General features: G+C 71.8%; 16 protein-coding genes and 1 pseudogene. 12 read left to right on the top strand and 5 right to left on the bottom strand.

All coding sequences use genetic code 11. The annotated features are described in order from the left end of the window. Positions 1-234 precede the first annotated feature (234 nt). The 10 genes and pseudogenes from CLV70_RS20065 to hpf all read left to right on the top strand — a co-directional run bounded on the left by CLV70_RS20065 (position 235) and on the right by hpf (position 11,645). Positions 235-1,080, top strand: coding sequence for a helix-turn-helix domain-containing protein (locus CLV70_RS20065; RefSeq protein WP_245908339.1), 846 nt, complete (start codon positions 235-237; stop codon positions 1,078-1,080). 44 nt (positions 1,081-1,124) lie between these two features. After that, positions 1,125-1,325, top strand: coding sequence for a DUF397 domain-containing protein (locus tag CLV70_RS20060; protein ID WP_106128065.1), 201 nt, complete (start codon positions 1,125-1,127; stop codon positions 1,323-1,325). A 148-nt stretch (positions 1,326-1,473) separates the two neighbouring features. Beyond that, positions 1,474-2,334: an iron uptake transporter permease EfeU gene (gene efeU, locus CLV70_RS20055; protein WP_106128064.1), complete on the top strand. Its 861-nt coding sequence runs from the start codon at positions 1,474-1,476 to the stop codon at positions 2,332-2,334. A 12-nt stretch (positions 2,335-2,346) separates the two neighbouring features. Next, entirely contained in the window at positions 2,347-3,489 is a 1,143-nt protein-coding gene (efeO, locus tag CLV70_RS20050) for an iron uptake system protein EfeO (RefSeq protein WP_106128063.1), read from the top strand. A gap of 9 nt (positions 3,490-3,498) precedes the next feature. Then, positions 3,499-4,749: an iron uptake transporter deferrochelatase/peroxidase subunit gene (gene efeB, locus CLV70_RS20045; RefSeq protein ID WP_106128062.1), complete on the top strand. Its 1,251-nt coding sequence runs from the start codon at positions 3,499-3,501 to the stop codon at positions 4,747-4,749. 75 nt (positions 4,750-4,824) lie between these two features. Continuing rightward, positions 4,825-5,514 carry an MtrAB system response regulator MtrA gene (gene mtrA / locus CLV70_RS20040; RefSeq protein ID WP_071802806.1) on the top strand — a complete coding sequence of 230 codons (690 nt, stop codon included), beginning with the start codon at positions 4,825-4,827 and terminating at the stop codon, positions 5,512-5,514. Between the two features lie 169 nt (positions 5,515-5,683). Beyond that, positions 5,684-7,399, top strand: a pseudogene (gene mtrB, locus CLV70_RS20035) (MtrAB system histidine kinase MtrB); the annotation flags it as partial. Positions 7,400-7,818: 419 nt separating this feature from the next. Continuing rightward, on the top strand, positions 7,819-9,675 hold the full coding sequence (locus CLV70_RS20030; protein WP_106128061.1) for an LpqB family beta-propeller domain-containing protein: 1,857 nt from the start codon (positions 7,819-7,821) through the stop codon (positions 9,673-9,675). A gap of 368 nt (positions 9,676-10,043) precedes the next feature. Beyond that, the gene (locus CLV70_RS20025) at positions 10,044-10,841 is read left to right on the top strand and encodes a ComF family protein (RefSeq protein WP_146164107.1); all 798 of its coding nucleotides are present in this window, start codon (positions 10,044-10,046) and stop codon (positions 10,839-10,841) included. 192 nt (positions 10,842-11,033) lie between these two features. Next, positions 11,034-11,645, top strand: coding sequence for a ribosome hibernation-promoting factor, HPF/YfiA family (gene hpf, locus CLV70_RS20020; protein WP_106128060.1), 612 nt, complete (start codon positions 11,034-11,036; stop codon positions 11,643-11,645). A 164-nt stretch (positions 11,646-11,809) separates the two neighbouring features. On the opposite strand, the gene CLV70_RS20015 is transcribed toward hpf, so the two are convergent. Both CLV70_RS20015 and CLV70_RS20010 read right to left on the bottom strand, forming a co-directional pair. Beyond that, a complete protein-coding gene (locus CLV70_RS20015; protein WP_106128059.1) occupies positions 11,810-12,943 on the bottom strand; it encodes a GNAT family N-acetyltransferase in 1,134 nt (377 codons plus the stop codon). Beyond that, entirely contained in the window at positions 12,940-14,046 is a 1,107-nt protein-coding gene (locus CLV70_RS20010) for a GNAT family N-acetyltransferase (protein WP_106128058.1), read from the bottom strand. Before CLV70_RS20010 ends, CLV70_RS20015 begins: the two co-directional genes overlap by 4 nt. A 180-nt stretch (positions 14,047-14,226) precedes the next feature. On the opposite strand from CLV70_RS20010, the gene secA reads away from it, so the two are divergent. Then, positions 14,227-17,121 (top strand): preprotein translocase subunit SecA, encoded by a 2,895-nt coding sequence (gene secA / locus CLV70_RS20005; protein ID WP_106128057.1) that lies wholly within the window; start codon positions 14,227-14,229, stop codon positions 17,119-17,121. Positions 17,122-17,479: 358 nt separating this feature from the next. Here secA and CLV70_RS41140 read toward each other — a convergent pair whose 3' ends face one another. Both CLV70_RS41140 and CLV70_RS19995 read right to left on the bottom strand, forming a co-directional pair. Beyond that, positions 17,480-18,151 carry an Rv3235 family protein gene (locus CLV70_RS41140; protein WP_245908362.1) on the bottom strand — a complete coding sequence of 224 codons (672 nt, stop codon included), beginning with the start codon at positions 18,149-18,151 and terminating at the stop codon, positions 17,480-17,482. 683 nt (positions 18,152-18,834) lie between these two features. Continuing rightward, complete coding sequence (locus CLV70_RS19995; protein ID WP_211303828.1) at positions 18,835-19,047, bottom strand: helix-turn-helix domain-containing protein; 213 nt, start codon at positions 19,045-19,047, stop codon at positions 18,835-18,837. A 676-nt stretch (positions 19,048-19,723) separates the two neighbouring features. Here CLV70_RS19995 and CLV70_RS19990 point away from each other — a divergent pair. After that, positions 19,724-20,185 (top strand): DUF6912 family protein, encoded by a 462-nt coding sequence (locus CLV70_RS19990; protein ID WP_245908361.1) that lies wholly within the window; start codon positions 19,724-19,726, stop codon positions 20,183-20,185. Here the strand turns inward: CLV70_RS19990 and CLV70_RS40440 are convergent. Then, a complete protein-coding gene (locus tag CLV70_RS40440; RefSeq protein WP_211303819.1) occupies positions 20,160-21,422 on the bottom strand; it encodes a hypothetical protein in 1,263 nt (420 codons plus the stop codon). The genes CLV70_RS19990 and CLV70_RS40440 overlap by 26 nt on opposite strands. Positions 21,423-21,503 lie beyond the last annotated feature (81 nt).

The raw sequence follows: 21,503 nt of genomic DNA, 5'->3' as shown, positions 1-21,503 counted from the left end.
GGGGGCGCTGTGGCCGTACTGAAAAAATGGAAAAGCGAACCGGTGGTTGCCGCCGCCGGTCCGCTTTCCTGTTTGCGCGCCGCCCCCGCAGGCGATGCGCGAGGTGCCTGGTCCCCCGCCCGGCGACCTGCACCAAGTTCATACCTCTTTTCCTATTAGCACATGGTCACGGCCGATCTGCAAGTGCAATAAGTGTCATGCAAGTTGCACTGAGTAGCCGGTACGGTGGGGCGCGTGGCGAGACCGACATCGATGGCCGCGCGGCGGGAGCTGGGCGAGGAGCTTCGGCGGTTGCGGGGGGAGCGGCGGGGGGCGGAGGTGGCGGGGCTGCTCGGGTGGTCCGAGTCCAAGCTCAGCCGGATCGAGACCGCGCGGACCGGGATCAGCCAGGACGACCTGGAGCGGCTGCTCCGGGAGTTGGGTGTGCCGCCGGGGGAGTCGGCGCGGCTGCGCGAGCTGGCCGGGCGCGGGCGGGAGCGGGTGTGGTGGGCGCCGTACCGTTCGTCGGTCGCGAACCGCTACGACGAGTTCGTGGCGCTGGAGGCCGAGGCCGCCGGGATCTGCGAGTGGGAGGCCCAGGTGGTGCCGGGCCTGCTGCAGACCGACGAGTACGCCCATGCGGTCATCGAGGTGGGCGCCGACGTCACCGATCCCGAGGTCCTGCAGCGGCGGACCGCCCTGCGCATGGCGCGGCAGAGCGTGCTGACCCGGGAGCCGCCGCCGAGCCTGTGCGTGGTGCTCGACGAGTCGGCGTTGCACCGGCAGGTCGGCGGCCGGGCCGTCCTGCGCCGTCAGCTGCAGCGACTGTACGACGCCAGCCAGCGCCCGGGGATCGAGCTGCGGGTGCTGCCCTTCTCCGCCGGCGCGCACGCGGCGCTGGGGGAGGCGTTCGTCATCTTCGAGTTCGCCGAAGGGCAGGCGCCGGTGGTGCACAGCGAGGATCTGATGGGTGGTCAGTTGCGGACCAGGGACACCGACGTCGCCGTCTACCGGGACGCCTTCGCGGACCTCCGTTCGCGCGCGTTGTCGGTGGGGGCGACCCGCGAGCTCGTCGCCCGTACGGGTGACGGTCTTCGGTGAATCGAGTGTCGTTGAAGCGGTTGATTAACCATTCGTGAAGGGGTATGACCTTGCAAAACAACGCTCTGACCTGGCGGAAGAGCAGCCGTAGCGCCGCCGCCGGGCATTGTGTGGAGATCGCCTCGGCGGCCTCCGCGGTCTTCGTCCGGGACTCGAAGGACGTCTCGGGGCCGGTGCTGGAGTTCGGGGCGCTCGGATGGGCCGAGTTCATCGCCGGCGTCCGCGCCGGAGAGTTCGACCGCTGATCATCGGCGGGCGGGCGGCCCGCGCGGCCGCCCGCGTCGTTCTGGCGGCTGTGACCAGGCAGATAGTGGTCCAGCTTGACTGAACGGCCTCCGCCGTGGCTAAGGTATGCCGAGCCTTACTTAGGGATGCCTTAGCAGACGGAGTGCCATGCTCGCCACCTACCTCATCGGCCTGCGCGAGGGGTTGGAAGCCACGCTCGTGGTGAGCATCCTCGTCGCCTTCCTGGTGAAGGCCGGCCGCAAGGACCGCCTGGTGCAGGTCTGGGCCGGCGTCGGGCTGGCCGTGGCGCTCTCCGTCTTCTTCGGCTGGCTGCTCAGCTACACCTCGACCACGCTGCTGCAGAAGTACGAGCACCGCGAGCTCTTCGAGGCGGTCACCTCGATCCTCGCCGTCGCCTTCGTCACCTGGATGATCTTCTGGATGCGCCAGGCCGCCCGGTCCATCGCCGGTGAGCTGCGCAGCAAGCTCCAGGACGCGCTCGCGGTCGGCTCCATCGCGGTCGCCGTGATGGCCTTCCTCGCCGTGGTGCGCGAGGGCCTCGAGACCTCGCTGATCTTCTACTCGGCCGTCCAGGGCGCGTCGTCCAACACCGGGCCGTTGCTCTCCCTGCTCGGCGGCATCGCCTCGGCCGTCGTCATCGGCTGGATCATGTACGCGACAGCCGTACGCATCAACCTCTCCGTCTTCTTCACCTGGACCGGCGCCCTGCTGATCCTGGTCGCGGCCGGCATCCTCAAGTACGGCGTGCACGACTTCCAGGAGGCCAACGTCCTGCCGGGGCTCAACAGCCTCGCGTACGACGTCAGCGGCGTGCTGAACCCGGACGCCTGGTACACCGCCCTGCTCACCGGCATGTTCAACATCACCCCGACGGCGTCGGTGCTGGAGACCGTCGCCTGGGCCGCGTACGGGCTGCCCGTGCTCGCGATCTTCCTCTGGCCCGCGCGCAGGTCGGCGCCGGCGCCCGCACGTGAAACCCCCGCCCCGGCGCCCGCGCCTCAGCAGTAGGAGAACCGTTCCATGCGTACCACCCCCTTGCTCGCGCTGGCCGCTGCCGGTCTCCTCGGCGGCAGCCTGGTGGCCTGCGGCAGTGACGGCGACAGCTCCGCGAAGTCCGCGCCGGGCGGCGGCCCCATCACCGTGAAGGCCTCGGACACCGCCTGCGAGGTCGCCAAGAGCACGGTCGACGCGGGCACCAGCGTCTTCTCGATCACCAACGGCGGCAACAAGGTCACCGAGTTCTACGTGTACGCCCCCGGCGACCGGGTCATGGGCGAGGTGGAGAACATCGCCCCCGGGCTGTCCCGCGAACTGCACGTCGAGCTGCCCGCCGGCACGTACGAGACGGCCTGCAAGCCGGGGATGAGCGGCAAGGGCATCCGGGCGGCGTTCACCGTCTCCGGCTCGGCCGCGCCGCTGACCGACGACGCGAAGCTCGCCGACGCCACCGCGAGCTACTCCCGCTACGTCAAGAGCCAGACCGCCGCGCTGCTGCCCAAGACCGAGGAGTTCGTGGCCGCGGTCAAGGCCGGCGACGTGGCCAAGGCCAAGGCGCTGTTCCCCGTCACGCGCACGTACTGGGAGCGCATCGAGCCGGTCGCCGAGATCTTCGGCGACCTCGACCCGAAGATCGACGGGCGCGAGGAGGTCATCGAGGAGGGCATGCCGTTCACCGGCTTCCACCGCCTCGAGAAGGATCTGTGGGCCGCGAAGCCCGACCTCTCCAAGGACGGCCCGATCGCCGACCAGCTCCTCACCGACGTGAAGGAGATCGTCGCCCGGGCCAACGCCGAGAAGCTGTCCCCGTTGCAGCTCGCCAACGGCGCCAAGGAGCTCCTCGACGAGGTCGCCACCGGCAAGATCACCGGCGAGGAGGACCGCTACTCGCACACCGACCTGTGGGACTTCAACGCCAACGTCGAAGGCTCGAAGGCCGCCGTCGCCGCCCTGCGCCCGGTCCTCGAGGAGCGCGACCCGGCCCTGGTCAAGACCCTCGACACCGAGTTCGCGAACGTCGACGCCGCCCTCGGCAAGCACCGCGCCGGCGACGGATGGAAGCTGCACAACCAGCTGACCCAGGCCGACCTGAAGAGCCTGTCGGATGCGATCAACGCGCTCGCCGAGCCGATCTCCAAGGTCGCCGCGGTCGTCTCGAAGAAGTGAGTCGGGCCCATGACTGACAGCACCGTGTCGCGCCGGCGGGCCATCGCGCTCGCCGGCGTCGGCGTGGCCGGGATCGCCGGTGCCGCCGCGGTCGGCGGCGCCCTCGTCCGCGGCGAGACGGGCGACGACGACGCCGCGGGGGTGCACGGCGCCGTCCCCTTCACCGGGGAGCACCAGGCCGGCATCACCACGCCCGCCCAGGACCGTCTGCACTTCGTCGCCTTCGACGTCATCACCAAGGACCGCGAGCGCCTCGTCACGATGCTCAAGGAGTGGACGGCCGCCGCGGCCCGGATGACCGCCGGCCGCGACGCCGGCGAGATCGGCGCCGTCGGCGGCGTGCCGGAGGCCCCGCCGGACGACACGGGGGAGGCGCTCGGCCTGCCGCCGTCCGCGCTCACCATCACCGTCGGCTTCGGCCCCACCCTGTTCCGCGATGCCTCCGGCCGGGACCGCTTCGGCATCGCCGCGAAGCGCCCACCGGCCCTCGACGACCTGCCGCACTTCCCGGGCGACGTGCTCGACGCGTCGCTGTCCGGCGGCGACCTGTGCGTCCAGGCCTGCGCCAACGACCCGCAGGTGGCGGTGCACGCGATCCGCAACCTCGCCCGGATCGGCATGGGCGTGGTCAGCGTGCGGTGGTCGCAGCTGGGCTTCGGGCGTACGTCCTCGACGTCGCAGGCCCAGGCCACCCCGCGCAACCTCTTCGGCTTCAAGGACGGCACCGCCAACCTCAAGCTCGAAGAGACGGACCTGCTCAAGCAGCACCTCTGGGCCCAGCCGGGCGACGGCCCCGAATGGATGACGGGCGGCTCCTACCTGGTCACCCGCAAGATCCGGATGATCGTGGAGACCTGGGACCGCACGTCGCTGTCCGAGCAGGAGGCGATCGTCGGCCGGCACAAGGGCACCGGCGCGCCGCTGGGCCGCACCGAGGAGTTCGACGAGCCGGACGTGCACACGATGGCGCAGGGTGCGCACGTACGGCTGGCGCACCCGGATCTGAACGGCGGGGCCCGGCTGTTGCGCCGCGGGTACAACTTCGTGGACGGGTCGGACGGGCTGGGGCGGCTCAACGCGGGGCTGTTCTTCATGGCGTACCAGCGGGACCCGCGGAAGCAGTTCGTGCCGGTGCAGCTCAACCTGTCACGGCACGACGACATGAACGAGTATCTGAAGCCCGTGTCGCTCGCGTTGTTCGCCTGCCCGCCGGGCGTGACGGGCGCCGGCGACCACTGGGGCCGGGCGCTGTTCTCCTGATCAGGTCCCGGCTTTTCGGTCTTGATCGACGGGCGGTCACACGGGCTCGAAGGGGACAGTGCAATATTGGATCGCATGAGAGCCCGCGTACTCGTCGTCGACGACGACCCCGCTCTGGCGGAGATGCTCGGCATCGTCCTGCGCAGCGAAGGTTTCCTGCCCTCCTTCGTCGCCGACGGTGAGCGGGCCCTCGCCGCGTTCCGGGAGAACAGGCCCGACATCGTCCTGCTCGACCTGATGCTCCCCGGCATGAGCGGCATCGACGTGGCGCGGGCCATCCGCACCGAGTCGGGCATCCCGATCGTCATGCTCACCGCCAAGAGCGACACCGTCGACGTGGTCCTGGGCCTCGAGTCCGGCGCCGACGACTACGTGGTCAAGCCGTTCAAGCCCAAGGAGCTCGTGGCGCGGATGCGCGCCCGCCTGCGCCGGGGCGAGGACGCCGCGCCGGAGCTGCTCACCATCGGCCCGCCCGGCAACCAGATCACCATCGACGTGCCCGCGCACACCGTCACCCGCGACGGCGAAGAGGTGAAGCTGACCCCGCTCGAGTTCGACCTGCTGGTGGCGCTCGCCCGCAAGCCCCGCCAGGTGTTCACCCGCGAGGTGCTGCTCGAGCAGGTGTGGGGCTACCGCCACGCGGCCGACACCCGCCTGGTGAACGTGCACGTCCAGCGGCTGCGCGCCAAGATCGAACCCGACCCGGAACGACCGGAGATCATCCTGACCGTACGGGGAGTCGGCTACAAGGCCGGCACGGGCTGATCCCTCCACGGCCCGCCCGCCCCCGATCCCGCGCGGCCGGCTCCGGTCTCGCGGGGCGGGGACCGGGCGGCTTGGGTGAATCGTCAGGAGTCGGTAAGCCTTGCGGGGCGGGTGCGGGACCCCGGACGGGCTAACCTTGCCCCCGATGCGTGCTCCTGCCTGGCTCCCGATGCCGATCCGCCGCACCCTACGGGTGGTCCGGCGGTATTGGCGTGCGGCCGTGCGCCGCGGGATGCGGTTCTCCGCGCCCGCCCGCCGAGCCTGGCGGCGCTCCCTGCACCTGCGGGTCGTCACCCTCACCCTCGTCGCGTCCAGCCTTCTGGTCGGCGGCTTCGGCTGGTTCATCGCCGACCGCAGCACCAAGATCCTGCTCGAGCGGGCCGAGGACGAGGTCCGCTCGCAGATGGAGAGCAAGCTCGACTACGCGACCAAGCAGCTCACCGTGCACCGGCAGGTCCGCGACCCCGAGCTGCCGACGACGATCAACGACACGGTCACCCGCCTGGCCGACGGCGCCCCGGCGGAGGGCGGCGGCTCGATCGTCTCGCTGCGCGCCGGCAACTTCCCCGACCTCAAGCCGGTCACCTCCACCAAGGTCGACACCACCTCGCTGATCACCGACGAGCTGGTCCACGACGTCGCCCGCGAGAGCCTGGTGGCCCAGCAGATCCGCACGGCCGAGGTCGGCGGCGTCCGGACCAAATACCTGGTGTACGGGTCACCCGTGCCGACCAGCTTCGGCCACATGGAGCTCTACTACCTCGTACCGCTGACGACCGAGGACCGGGCGGCCAACCAGATCCGCACCACGGTCCTGGTGACCGGCATCGCGCTGGTGATCCTGCTGGGTGTCGTCGCCGGCCTGGTCACCCGCATGGTGGTCACCCCGGTCCGGGTCGCCGCCCGCACCGCCCAGCGCCTCTCGGCGGGGCTGCTCGACCAGCGGATGAAGGTCGACGGCGAGGACGACCTGGCCCTGCTCGCCGCCTCCTTCAACCAGATGGCGGCGAACCTCCAGCGCCAGATCGTGCGGCTCGAGGAGATGTCCCGGCTGCAGCGGCGGTTCACCTCCGACGTGTCGCACGAGCTGCGGACGCCGCTCACCACCGTACGGATGGCCGCGGACCTGATCTTCGCCGAGCGCGAGGATTTCGACCCGGCCGTGGCCCGCAGCGCCGAGCTGCTCCAGGCCGAGCTGGACCGCTTCGAGAGCCTGCTGACCGACCTGCTCGAGATCAGCCGCTTCGACGCCGGCTTCGCGGCCCTCGACGCCGAGCACTCCGACCTGGTCCCGATCGTGGAGCGGGTCGCCGAGCACCTCGAGGGCCTCGCGGAGCGCGTCGGCGTCACCATCGACCTGCGCCTGCCCGACACCCCGGTCATCGCGGAGGTCGACCCCCGCCGGGTCGAGCGCATCCTGCGCAACCTGGTCGGCAACGCGGTCGAGCACGGCGAACGCCGCCCGGTCGAGGTCACCCTGGCCACCGACGAGGCCGCGGTCGCCGTCACGGTCCGCGACCACGGCGTCGGCCTCAAACCGGGCGAGGAACGCCTCGTCTTCAACCGCTTCTGGCGCGCCGACCCCTCCCGCGCCCGCCAGACCGGCGGCACCGGCCTCGGCCTCTCCATCTCGGTCGAGGACGCCCGCCTGCACGGCGGCTGGCTCGAAGCCTGGGGCGAACCCGGCGGCGGCGCCCAATTCCGCCTGACCCTCCCGGTCCGCTCCGGCGACCGCCTGGTCGCGGCCCCCCTACCCCTGATCCCCCGAGACCGCGCCATCGACGACCCCCCAGCCGCCCGCCTGGCGCCCACCCCACCGTCACCGCCGGCCCCCGTGGCCCTTACGGCTACCGCGCCTCCCGCCCCGCCCGGACCCGTCGCGCCGCCAGCCCCGCCCGGACCCGTCGCACCTCCCGGGGCTACGCAGCCCAGCGCGCCTCCTGCTGCTCCGGGGTCCAGCGCGCTTCACGCTGCTCCGGGGTCCAGCGCGTCCGCCGTCGCCCCGGGGTCCAGCGCGTCCGCCGCCGCTCTCGGGCCCGGCGTGCCTCCCGCCGCTGTTGTGTCCACGGCCGCGCCGGCAACAGGATCCAGCTCCACGGGGCCGACCGCGGGGGCTCCGGCCGACCCGGAGCTTCTCGACGACGCTTCCCGTCGCGACCGGTCCGGCGGTGATGCCGCCCGCCCGGACCGGTCCGCAGATGCTGGCCGGCCCGATGACGCTTCCCGTCCCGACCGGTCCGGCGATGCAGGCCGGGCCCATGGGGCTGATGAGCGTGATACCGACGAGCCCGCGGAGGTGGGTCGATGAGGTTGATCCCTGTGCTGCCGGCCGCCTCGCGCCGCCGGGGCCTGCATCTGCTGTTCGCCGTCGTGCTGAGCGGTTCGTTGCTGCTGAGCGGCTGCGGCATCCCCGACAACACCGAGGTCGTCAAGGTGGGCCCGGGGCCCTCTCCCGGCTTCGCCTCGGGCGACGACGGCGCGCCGCCGCGGCACGAGCGGGAGTCGACGACCGACACCGCCGAGTTCGTGCAGTACTACCTCGAGGCCGCGGCCGGCGATCCGGACGGTGCGCTCGAACGGGTGCGGAGGTTCCTCGCGCCCGCCGTGGCGGCCACGTTCAAGGCGCCCAGCGACATCAGGGTCGTCCACCTCGCCGACACGCCGCTCGTCAACCCGGGCAGCGACAAGGTCACGCTCAAGGTGAAGACCCTCGGGGTGCTCGGCAACAACGGGAGCCTCGACTCGGAGGCGGACACCGGCATCCAGACGTACGAGCTGACCGTCTCGACGCTGAGCGGGCGGGAGGGGCTCTACATCACCAAGGCGCCTCCGGTGCTGTTGCTCAGCGACAGCGCCTTCACCACGTACTTCGAGCGCCGGACGATCTACTTCTGGAACCGTGACCACTCCGCGCTCGTGCCGGACGTACGGTATCTCTCCGCCGACATGCCCTCCGAGCAGGAGCCGCAGCAGATCATCAAGTGGCTGATCGACGGGCCGTCACGGTGGCTGGCCGACGCCGTGGAGCGGCTGCCGCAGGGCACCGCGCTGCTCGGCAACGTGCCGGCCGTGGACAACGACAAGTTGCAGATCAACCTCAGCGCCCAGGCGGTGCAGCCGGCCGACGATCCGACCGCGCTGGACTGGCTCCGCCGGCAGCTGATGTGGTCGCTCAAGCGGAACCTGTCGCGGGTTCTCGAGCTCAAGATCGGCAACGACGAGCCGAACGACTACGACGGCAACGACTACCTCACCAGCAACCCGTCGTATCGGCTGGCCGAGTCGCCCGAGCGCTTCCTGATCTACAACTCGCAGATCCGGCGGATGTCGCGTACGCCCGCGGCCACCGAGCCGATCCCGGTCATCCGGCCCGACGCCAACCACAAGGTGAAGGCCGCCGCGCTGGCGCAGAGCTCCACCAACCGCCGGTACGCCGCGCTCGTCACGACCGAAGGCAACCGTCAGGTGCTGCGCGTCGGTGGGGCGGCGATGGGGCAGCAGACGGACCTGCGCCGGGTCGCCCTGCCCGGGGGCTCCACCGGCCAGCCGGTGTGGGCGATCACATCCGACGATCCGCAGACCGGCGCCAACGGCCTGATCGTGGTCGGCGGCAAGCTGTACGGCTTCTCCGCCGACGGTGCCCCGGTGCGCCCGGTGACGTGGACGGGACCCTCGGGGCGGATCTCCGCCGTGGCCGTGGCGCCGGACGGGCAGCGGGTCGCCCTGGTCGTCGGCGACAAGCTCTACGTCGCCGTGATCACCGCCGACGGCGACGGCCCGCGGCTCGGCGCGCCCGAGCCGGTGCAGGTCCCGGCGCTGCGATCCGTCTCCGCCGTCGACTGGGCCACGGAGACGTCGGTGCTCGTGGCGGGAACCCGCGCCGACCGCGACCGCGTCGCCATCATCGACACCACGATCGACGGCACGGATTCCACCGAGCCGCAGCCGGACATCGGCGTGGAGACGGTCACGTATCTCGCGGCCTACCCGGTGAGCCCGGTCAGCGGCAAGTCGACCGCGGACGTGGTCCAGTACATGGCCAACGGCGCGTCCTTCGACGTCCTCTCCGGCCCGGTCCGCATCGGCGTCGGCGACCTCGCCGAACCGATGACCAACCCGCCGGCGGGCGTGGTGCCGACCGCACCCTTCTTCCTCCGCTGACCCCCATGAGCCGCCCCGCAGACCCCCACCCGCCGGCAGGTGCGCGGCGGGATCGACGCGGCCGGGTCGACCGCGATGTCCACGCGCGGGTGGGCTGCCCCGGGCCGACTCCCCGGGTGGCGCGGGTGAGACGGCCCGTCTCGCCCGCGTTGCTGACGCGGGCGAGACGGCTCGGTGCCGATCTGGCCGACCTTGTTCTGCCCGCCACGTGCGCCGGCTGCGGCGCCGACGCCACCCCAGGCGACGCCACCCCAGGCGATGCGACCCCAGGCGACACCATCCCAGGCGCTGGCACCCGAGGCGGCGGCGCTCCCGGCGCTGGCACCCGAGGCGCTGGCGCTCCAGGCGGCGGCACCCCAGGCGGCGGCATGGGCCACGGCAGCCGCACGGGCGCCGGCGGCACCACGGGCGCCGGCGGCACCACGCTTCACCACGGCGTCTGTGCGGCCTGTGTCGCCGTCCTGGAGGCGCTGCGGGCGTACCCGACGGCTCCCGACCCGTCCCCGCCCGGCATGCCTGCCTGCGTGGCCGTGGGGCCCTATGCCGGGCCGCTGCGGGGTGTGCTGCTGGCGTACAAGGAAAGGAGCCGGCACCGGCTCGCCCGGCCGTTGGGGGCGTTGCTGGCCGGCGCGGTCGCGGAGATGGCCGTGCGGGCCGGTGGGGACGGGCCGCTGATCGTCGTGCCGGTGCCGTCGACGGCCCGGGCGGCGCGGGAGCGGCATGGTGATCACATGGCGCGGCTTGCCCGGCACGCCGTGCGACGGTTGCGGCGGGCGGGGTGGGAGGCCGAGCTTCGGCGGCCGTTGCGGGCGCTGCCGCGTGCTGACTCCGCGTCACTGAACGTAGCCGAACGAGCGACGGCTGCTGAGAGTTCGCTGCGAATCAAGGGTGACGGGATCGGTATTCCGCGACGGCGGCGGGCTATCGGGGGCACCCTGATAGTGGTGGACGACATCGTCACCACCGGGGCCACGCTGGCCGCGGTGACAACCCGGCTGCGGGAGGTGGACATGCAGGTCGCGGGTGCTGCGGTGCTGGCGGCGACCCGGCTGCGCAAGGTCCGCGGGCCCGCGTCGCCCAGGGGTCGTGCCGCCGCCCTGCCAGGGTCGAAAGTCATCCGTTCCATTCCCCGAACGAGGGGTGACGGGCAGGCGTCGGCAGGTTAGCGTCTTGGTGACGAGGGTAAGCGACACGCCTTACCCGCCACCGGAGCGAAGTCGATCACGTCCGACCCGCCGCACCGGAAAGGAGCGTCCTCGTAAGCCGATTCGGTCACGAGCGCGGGATCGCTCCTTGATCCCCGTCGTCACCGACACCAGCACACCGCGTTGAAGTGCAAGCGTTGGGGGAGGTCACGAGTGGACATTGTCGTCAAGGGCCGCAACGTTGAGGTTCCTGATCACTATCGGGAACATGTCGCCGACAAACTTGCCAAGGTCGAACGCTACGACCAGAAGCTGATCAGAGTCGACGTGGAGCTCTTCCACGAACGCAACCCGCGGCAGTCGGACAACTGCCAGCGCGTGGAGATCACCGTCGTGACCCGCGGGCCTGTCATCCGGGCCGAAGCCTGTGCCAAGGATTTCTACGCCGCGCTGGACGCCGCGATCAACAAGCTCGACGGGCGTCTGCGCCGCGCAGCCGACCGGCGCCGCGTACACCGTGGACGGCACGCGCCGCTCTCCGTGGCCGCCGCCACCGCCGGGCTCCCGACCGACCTGCCGAGCCTCACGCCGCAGGTCGAAGAGACCTCCGACCTCGCCGAGCACGACGACAGCCAGCCGTGGCGGATCGTGCGCGAGAAGGAGCACCCCGCCGATCCGATGACCGTCGACGACGCCCTCTTCCAGATGGAACTGGTGGGGCACGACTTCTATCTCTTCCTCGACAAGGAGAGCGGCCGGCCCAGCGTCGTGTACCGGCGGCGCGGCTACGACTACGGCATTCTCAGCCTGGAGACGACGGCGTAACGCGATCAGCGGCTCCTCCGGGGCGGCGGGGATCCCGCCCCGGTGCGGGCTGAGCCGGCGACTCCGATCCGGGGCGGCGAACCCGCCCCGGCAAGGGGGCGCCTCCGGGAAGCGAACCGGCCGCGACCGGCTTACTGCCCGCAGGAGCCACCGGAGAACGAGCCTCAGCCGTCCAGCCGCGGCCCCTCGATCAGCAGGTCCTCCGCGAGCAGCGCGAACTGCACGTCGTCGTTGCGCCGCCCGTCCAGCCCCGGCAGCCGCGACCGCAGGTAGGCCTCGCGCTTGAACCCGGCCTTCTCCAGCACCCGCTGGGAGCCGAGGTTCTCCGGCAGCGCCCCCGCGATCAGACGGGCGATCCCCGTCTCCGCGAACGCCCACAGCGACAGCAGCTGCGCCGCGCGGGTCGGATAACCCCGGCCGCGCCAGGCCGGCATCATGCTGTAGCCGATCATCGCCTGGCCGGTGCGCGGCTCCTGGTAGTAGAGGTCGATCTCGCCGGCCGGCGTACCCGTCGCGGTGTCCACGATGATCAGGTCCGCGCGGTCGCCGGCCAGCCAGTGCGACGGGGCCCAGGCGCAGCGCCGGCGCACCTGCTCCGGGGTGGGCGGGATCGGCGGCACGCTGGTCGCGACGATGTCCTCCAGCGAGTGGAGTTCGGCGTAGAAGCCGGCGTCGGCCCCGGTCAGCGGGCGCAGGGTGACCACGCCGTCGGTGAGTTCACCGCCGGGCAGGTCGGGCAGGAGCCGCTCGACCGGGCCGGGCGGGTCGGTGGCGAGCCGGGCGTAGGCGAGCACGTCGTCGCGTTCGCCGTCGTGGCCGGGCAGGGCCGCCCGGCGTACACCCTCGGGCTGGAAGCCGGCGGCGAGCGCGACCCGCTGGCTCGGCACGTTCTCCCGCTGGGTGAGCAGTTCGAGGCGGGCGAGACCGGTGTGGAAGGCATGCTCGGAGAGGGCGCGCACGGCCGCGGTCGCCAATCCCCGCCCGCGCGCCCGTGCGGCGGTCCAGTATCCGATCTCCGCCTGGGCGCGTCCCGGCTGCACCCGGTCCAGCCCGATGCCGCCGAGCATCCGGTCGCTCACCGGATCGGTCACCGCGTAGAAGCCGCCGCCCGCGGCGAACAACCGCGGCGCCAGGTCCGTCACGTACTCCTCGGCGTGCGCCCGCGTGAACGGCGCCGGCAGCATCGGCATGAAGCGCCGCATCTCCGGGTCGTTGTAGCCGGCGACCAGCTCGTCCACGTCGTCGGCGCGCAGGCCGCGCAGCCGCACGCCGTCCCCGGCAATCGTGGGCACGATCACGCCATCTCACCTCTCAGCACCGACGCCGTCCAGCAGTCGCGCCGTTCCCCGTCGATCACCAGCGCCTGCCGCAGCAGACCTTCCATCGTGAAGCCCGCCTTCCGCGCGACGCGCCGCGACGCGTCGTTGCCGACCTCGGCGCGCCATCCGATGCGGGCGAGGCCGAGCGTCCCGAACGCCCAGTCGCACAGCGCCCGCACCGCCGCCACCGCATACCCCCGGCCGCGCACCTCGGGGGCGATCAGGAAACCCACCTCGCCCGCCGCCGGGTCCGTGCCGCTCAATCTCAGATCGACCAATCCTTTGTACGCGTCATCGGCGTCCACAACCGCAAATACGGCTTCTTCGCCTCCGGACCAGCGCCGGGGCACGTTGACCCGCACATGTCGCAGGGCGTCCGCCTCGGTGTACGGCAGCCGCACTCCGAACCACCGCACGACCGCGGGGTCGTTACGGCAGGCGACGATGGCCGGCACGTCCCGCTCGGCCGGCTTACGCAGTGTGAGTGTTCCCGCCGGGATCGCCGGGTGCTCCGCGCCGAAAACGCGCGCTGCCCGGCGTACGGAATCGGGCACGTCCGTCCCCGGAAGCGTGAGATCCTCGCCGGTCAGCGCGCCCAGCCACTTGGCCGGAGCGGGCCGCGTCCCGATCATGCGGAAGCCCAGCCGCAGCGCCGTCAGGCGCGAGGCGTGATTACCCACCGTGGCCTCCCAGTCGATTCTGGTCAGGCCTTCCTCCTCGAACGCCCATCGGAGTAACGCCCGGCCGGCACGCTCGGTCACTCGCCGGCCCCGCGCCCACGGCGCCGACCAGTAACCGAGGCCGCCCGTCCGTGACCGCCGGTCGATGCCGTTGAGCGCGACGCCGGCGACCAGACCCTGATCGTCGAAGACGCCCAGATGCACGGCCTGCCCGCCGCTCAGCTTGGCCGGTGCGGTCTTACCCACGAAGGTCCGGGCGTCCGCCATCCGGTACGGGTGGGGCAGTCCCGTCAGCCACCGGTGCAGGTCCGGGTCCTGACAGGCCCGGAAGACCTCCTCGGCGTCGCCGGGTGTCCACGGCCGGAGCCGCAACTCGTCCACGTGAAGATCGGGGGTGGGCATCGGGCCATCCTGCCCTCGCGTGCGGTTCCGTGGGGGTCGCGGCGGCCGCCGGGATGCGCTGTCAGCGAACTCTCAGCCCTGTTTCGTCCCCTTTGTGAGGTTAGTGGGAGGCTCGGGTCACGGCTTCCCCCGGAAGACGCCTACGATGGTTCGGCAGACCGTCTAGGGGAGCGTTGACCCGTGTCGATTTTGGAAAAAGTCCTACGCGCCGGCGAAGGCCGCATGGTGCGACGCCTCAAGGCGATCGCTAACGCGGTCAACTCGATCGAGGACGATTACACCGACCTCACCGACGACGAGTTGCGGGAGCAGACCGAGCAGTTCAAACAGCGGTATGCCGACGGCGAGTCGCTGGACAGCCTGCTGGTCGAGGCGTTCGCGGTCGCCCGCGAAGGCGCCCGGCGGGTGCTCGGGCAGCGTGCGTACGACGTCCAGCTCATGGGCGGCGCCGCGCTGCACTTCGGCAACATCCCGGAGATGAAGACCGGTGAGGGCAAGACGCTGACCGGTGTCTTCCCGGCGTACCTCAACGCGCTGAGCGGCGAGGGCGTGCACATCATCACGGTGAACGACTACCTCGCCCAGCGCGACGCCGAGTGGGTCGGCCGGGTGCACGTGTTCCTCGGCCTGACCGTGGGCGTGATCCTGCCCAACCGGCCCGCCGCCGAGCACCGCGCCGCGTACGAGTGCGACATCACGTACGGCACCAACAACGAGTTCGGCTTCGACTACCTGCGCGACAACATGGCGTGGTCGGCCTCCGAGCTCGTCCAGCGCGGCCACAACTTCGCCATCGTGGACGAGGTCGACTCGATCCTCATCGACGAGGCCCGTACCCCGCTGATCATCTCCGGCCCCGGCGAGCACTCCGCCCGGTGGTACGGCGAGTTCGCCGCCCTGGTCGGCCGCCTCCAGAAGGGCAAGGACGGCGAGGGCGACTACGAGGTCGACGAGGCCAAGCGCACGGTCGCCATCACCGAGCGCGGCGTCGCCCGCGTCGAGGACCGCCTCGGCATCGACAACCTGTACGAGTCGGTGAACACCCCGCTGGTGGGCTACCTGAACAACGCCATCAAGGCCAAGGAGCTCTACAAGCGCGACAAGGACTACATCGTCGACGAGAACGGCGAGGTCCTGATCGTCGACGAGTTCACCGGCCGCATCCTGCACGGCCGCCGCTACAACGAGGGCATGCACCAGGCCATCGAGGCGAAGGAGGGCGTGGAGGTCAAGCAGGAGAACCAGACCCTGGCGACCATCACGTTGCAGAACTACTTCCGCCTCTACAAGAAGCTCGGCGGCATGACCGGTACGGCACAGACCGAGGCCGGCGAGTTCAACCAGGTCTACAAGGTCGGCGTGGTCAGCATCCCCACGCACCGGCCGATGATCCGGATCGACCACCCGGACGTCATCTACAAGACCGAGAAGGCCAAGTTCAACGCGGTCATCGAGGACATCGCCGAGCGGCACGCCACCGGCCAGCCGGTGCTCGTCGGCACGGTCTCGGTCGAGAATTCCGAGATCCTGTCGCAGCTGCTGCGCCGCCGCGGCATCCCGCACAGCGTCCTCAACGCGAAGTTCCACGCCCAGGAGGCGCAGATCATCGCGCAGGCGGGGCGCAAGGGCGGGGTCACCGTCGCCACCAACATGGCGGGCCGCGGCACCGACATCCTGCTCGGCGGCAACCCGGAGTTCCTCGCGGCGGCCGAGCTGCACCAGCGCGGCCTCGATCCGGTGGAGAGCCCGGAGGAGTACGCGAAGGCCCTCGAAGAGGTCATGCCGTCCGTCAAGGAGGCGTGCGAGCGCGAGGCGGCCGAGGTCATCGCCGCCGGCGGCCTGTACGTGCTGGGCACCGAGCGCCACGACTCCCGCCGCATCGACAACCAGCTCCGTGGCCGCTCCGGCCGCCAGGGCGACCCGGGCGAGTCCCGGTTCTACCTGTCGCTGCAGGACGACCTGATGAAGCGGTTCCGCGCGGGCGCGGTCGAGGCGGTCATGGAGCGCTTCAACATCCCCGAGGACGTGCCCATCGAGTCGAAGATGGTCACCCGCCAGATCCGCAGCGCCCAGACCCAGATCGAGGGCCAGAACGCGGAGATCCGCAAGAACGTCCTCAAGTACGACGAGGTGCTCAACAAGCAGCGCCAGGTCATCTACGCCGAGCGTAAGCGCGTGCTCGACGGCGAGGACATGCACGACCAGGCCCAGCACATGATCGACGACGTGGTCACCGACTACGTCACCGCCGCCACCACCGAGGGGTACGCGGAGGACTGGGACCTCGAGCAGCTCTGGACGAACCTCCGGCGCCTGTTCCCGCTCAGCCGCACGATCGAGGACATCGTCGAGGAGGCGGGCGGCGAGCGCAGCAGCATCGACCAGGACTTCCTCGTCGCGCAGATCAAGCAGGACGCGCAGCGGGCGTACCAGGCCCGCGAGGACGAGCTGGGCGAGGAAGCCGTACGCGAGCTCGAGCGCCAGGTCCTGCTCGCCGTGATCGACCGCAAGTGGCGCGAGCACCTCTACGAGATGGACTACCTGCAGGAAGGCATCAGCCTGCGGGCGTACGCCCAGCGCGACCCGGTGGTCGAGTACCAGCGCGAGGGCTTCGACATGTTCAACCAGATGATGGAGGGCATCAAGGAGGAGGCGGTCGGCTTCCTCTTCAACCTTGAGGTCCAGGTCGAGGAGGCCCCCACGGTCACGGTCGACCCGACCCAGGCCCGCGCGATGCCCGCCACCGACCAGCAGGAGCAGCACGTCGAGGTCCGCGCCAAGGGCCTCGGCGGCACCCGCCGCCCCCAGAACCTGCAGTACACGGCCCCCGCCATCGACGGCGAGGCCGACGCCGGCGCCCCCCAGATCCAGCAGGCCCCGGAGCAGCAGGCCCCGGCCCTCGGCATCGGCTCGGCCCCGGTGGTCCCGCCCAGCCCGGCCCACACGGGCGCCCACCGCGCCGCCCGCACCTCCGGCCAGGCAGAAGCAAGCAACGGCCCGTCCCGCAACGCCCCCTGCTACTGCGGCTCGGGCAAGAAGTACAAGCGCTGCCACGGAGCCCCCGGCGCCGCGTAATCACCATCCGAAAGGCTGGCCCCCGCAAGCGCGTCGCGGGGGCCGGGCTTTTCTCGTCTCCGCCCGCCCCGCCACCTCGAAGCCCGCCGCCTGCGAGCCCGCCGCCTTGGAGCCCGCGGCTTGAGGGCTCGCGGCTTGGGGGCCCGTCGCTTGGAGGCCCGCCGGCTTTTGCTCGCCCGCGAAGCATCCCGCCGTCCGCCCCTGCCCGGTGCTGCCACGCTGCTCTCGGTGCCGTCGTCCACTTGCTCTCGGCGGCTGCCTCCCGGTTCTCGCGGTTCTGACGTGGTGAGGCCCAGGACGGCCGCCGCCTCCACTGCTCAGCGGACGCCCCGGGGGATGCCGTGGCCTTCGGAAATAGCTAGAGAAGACGCATGACCGTGGCCAGCCACGCGTCGTCGTGCTGTTCGAGTCGCAACGCCATCGCCCACGTCCGATCCCCGATCACCAGCACCACCGCGGCCTCGACGGCCCCGGGCCGCGGCTCACAGACACTCGACTTGACGACCGCCACCGGCGCCGGCCGCCGAAGCCGCACCGGCACCCCCGGCCCCCGCCGAGCCGCAGCAACCTTCCGAGCCCCGACCAACCCCTGAGCAACCACCGCGGCCGCCTCCCTCGGCTGCGAAAGCCGCCGAAGATGCGCCGCCGGCCGATACCCGTTGAGCACCTCGACACAGGAACTCACAAACCGCCGAACCGCGAGCTTGGCATCGGGCGAGGCCCCCGCAGCCGCCCACCTCCCCGACCCCGCCGCCCCGGAAGATCCCCACCGAGTGAATTCGACGCCGCCCGCCACCTTGCCTCGCCCACCGGCCCGAACCGTCTCGCCGGCCCGCACTCCGCTTCCGGCCCGCACTCCGCTTCCGGCCCGCACTCCGCTTCCGGCCCGCACTCCGCTTCCGGCCCGCACTCCGCTTCCGGCCCGCACCTGGCTTCCGGCCGGCACTTGGCTTCCGGAGCGCTCCTGCCTTCCAGCGCGTGCCTGGCCGCCCCCGTGTGCTTGGCCGCCCCCGTGTGCTTGGCCGCCCATGCGTGTCTGGTCGCCCTCGCGCGTCTGGTCGCCCATGCGTGTCTGGCCGCCTCCGCGCGTTTGGCCGCCCCCGCGCGCCTGGCTTCCGGAGCGTGCCTGGCCGGCGCTGACCCCGGGCCCGCTCGATTCCTCCGGCGCGCGGGAGCCCAGGAACCGGACATCCTTACCCGACCCCGATTCCCGCCCCGACCCCGATTCCCGCCCCGACCCCGGCCCCGAGCCCGAGCCGACGAGCGAGCCACCCGGCCCCTCCGAGCTCGCCGGACCGGAATGCCGGGGGTGAGTCGCCTCCGGAGACCATTCCAGCGTCAGCTGGTGCGGCGACGACCAGACCTCAGGCTCTCGTTCGTCGTCGTAGAGCGGGTCGGCACGGGGCGCCCGACGAAGCTTGATTGCCGGAGCTGCCTGCTGCGTTTCCACCGCGACCGTCGACACACCGCACCCCGATCCTTGCGTTTGCCTTCGTTTGCTTACGACGACGAGTTTTCCGGGTCACGTAGGTGAGCGTCAATGCCAGGTTCGAAGCCTGTGGAAAACTCGCCGAGGCCGGCCTGCCGCAGCCGAATCCAGCGGCGCGACGACGTGAACTGAAAAGAGCCACGTCCAGCCGTGGCGCGAGAGTCATGACCGAGTGGCAGCGCAGCCGAGAAGTGGCTGTGGGAGATCCGGCCAGCAGTGGCGCTCTACTCGGCGTCCCGCTCGGTCAGCGGGTTGTCCTGCACCCAGGCCGCAGTCTCGGCGTACTTCTGCTCGATGTATTCCTCGAGCTTCGCCCGCTCCACCCGCCACTGCCCCCGCCCACCGATCTTGATCGCGGGCAGTTCGCCACTGCGCACCATGTGGTAGACCTGCGAGTCGGAGACGTTGAGCTCGGTCGCCACCTCGGACAGCAGCATGAACCTGGCCTCCACGGTTCCTCCGGACCTCGCACGGCAGCGATCAAGCTCAGTTTGCCACCGTTTACCTGCGACGGCTCAACCGCCCACCGACCGGTGGATACCGGCCCACCCGCCCGGCAAGCCCCACAGATCCCGCTGTGGACCGAACCCCGTCCGGCCGCCGTACCGAGGCCCGTACCGAGCCCCGTACCGAGCCCCGTACCGAGCCCCGTCCGGCCGCCGGACCGAACCCGCCGCCGGACCGGCAGCGGCCGATCACCGGAGCCGCCAACCTGAAGAGCGCGCCCGGTCAAGCCGAGAGCGACCCGCCCTCAAGAGCCCGCCCCGGCGGCGGACTCGAGTAGACCACGGCGCCGAAGAGGCGCGTTGAGAACGTTGCGCGGAGAGCGCTGCGGCGCTGAGAAGGTTGCGCCCCGGGAAGTCTGCGGCGCCGGGAAGGTGGCGCGCGGAGAAGGTGGCGCGCGGAGAAAGTGGCGCGCGGAGAGCGTCGCGGTGGTGAGGGCCGCGATGGTGAGGGCCGCGATGGCGGTGGCCTGACACGGCTGCGGGTGGTGATGGGTGGGCGTCGGCTTCCGGTAGCGTGCGCGGCGGTGTGTTACACGGTCGAGCCGTTCAGGAGATGCAAGTGCCGATCACCGATCTGGTTCGGGTCTATGTTCCCGCCACCGTGCCGATGCTGGCCAGCCTGCGGGCGGCCGGGCGGCTCGGTGACGGGCCGGTGGTCGCGCATGCCGTGACCCCGGCGCTGCGGGAATGGTACGCCGAGGGCGACGAGGAAGAGCTCGAGTACGTGGCCTTCACCCGTGCCGCCCAGGCCGCCCTGCAACTGCTGCGCCACGACCCGGGGGCGCCGCGCCGCCGGGTGGTCATCTCGGCCGATGTGGCGGCCGGGGCGCTGGTGCGGGAGGACGTCGAGCTGGGGTCGAGCACGGTGAGGCTGCCGCAGCCCATCTCCCTGAAGGAGGTCGCGTCCATCCACGTGGACGGAGTCGACGCCGCGGAAGCGGTGGCCGCCGCCGCGGACGTGGTCGAGGAGGCGCTGGCGGGCGACCCCGACGCCCGGTTCACCGTCGACGGTGCCGAGGACCACGAACTCGAGTGGTACGCGGTCAGCGAGCTCGACGAACTGACCTGACCGGCTCGGCGTCCCCGCCCCGCGCGGTCTCCTCAGAATCCGCGGAATCGCCGGCCTGCACGGCAGCAGCCTGCTCACCAGCGCCGGGGGTGGCAGCCACGGCGGCAGCTGGCTGACCAGCGCCGGGGGCGGCAGCCACGGCGGCAGCTGGCTGACCAGCGCCGGGGGTGGCAGCCACGGCGGCAGCTGGCTGACCAGCGCCGGGGGCAGCAGCCACGGGAGCAGCTGGCTGACCAGCGCCGGGGGCAGCAGCCACGGCAGCAGCCGGCGCGGCGGCGGCCGGGGCAGTGGGTTCGGGAGGGGCGGGCTCGGAGCCGGCTGGGTCGTCGTCCGGGCCGGTGGGGTCGGTGGCGGGGGAGCCGAGGGTGCGGCCCACCGCCACCATCGCCGTGAAGGCTCCCACGAACAGGACGATCAGGCCGTTGTTGAGGCGGGAACCGCTCAGCATCTGCTGGACCGTCAGTTCCAGCTCGCTGACCCTGCCGGCCAGTTCGAGGACGCGGGAGCCCGCCGTACGCGTAAGGATCTCGCCGACCACCAGCAGCAGGCCCGGGCCGGCGCCCGTCAGGGCGTAGAGCGGCCACTTCAGGTCGGAGCCGGTGCGGTGGCGGGCGCGGCGCAGCAGCCGGTAGCCGATCAGTCCCGCCGCGAGGCCGCCGAGCACGCCCTGGGCGAAGCCGAAGTAGCCCGCCGCGGTGGCCTGGGACGACGAGGTGTCCGCGGCGCCGAAGACCGGGAGGAGGTCGTCCTGGAGGAAGGTGAGCACGACGCCGGCGAGGAACACGGCGATGGCTCCCCAGCAGACGGCCGCGGTCACCCGGGGGTAGCGGAAGCCGGCCAGCGCGCCGCCGATGGTCGCCGCGGCCGCGATCGTGCCGCCGACGACGGCGTAGATCCAGCCCTCGGTGTTGATCGTGATGATGCTCAGGGCGCCGAGCAGGCCCACGGCGAGGCCGCCGCCGATCGCCAGGAGGAAGCGGCCGGTGCGGCCGGTGCGGGGGAAGAAGCCGACGAGCGCGAGCGCGACCGCGGCGCCGGCGACGAGGGCGGCGGAGACGGCTCCGGGCATCGCGTACGCCGTGGAGGTGACCTCCATCTCGGCGTCCACGCGGCCGGTGATCGTGGCACGGGCCGACCACAGCATTGCGGCCGCCCAGACGAGCCCGGTCGCCGCCAGCACGATGCCGCGTGACGCTGCCCTTCCGGCCCCGATGGCCTCGCTGTCCGCCTCACTCATGCGCCACAGCGTACGCGGACCCACCGACGCTTTCCGCCCGCCCGCCCCGCCGCCGGAGCAAGCCCGACCGGCGGTCCGGAG

It is taken from the genome of Pseudosporangium ferrugineum (assembly GCF_003002065.1).
In the GTDB taxonomy this organism is placed as follows: domain Bacteria; phylum Actinomycetota; class Actinomycetes; order Mycobacteriales; family Micromonosporaceae; genus Actinoplanes; species Actinoplanes ferrugineus_A.
This window is presented reverse-complemented; position numbering and strand designations above follow the sequence as displayed.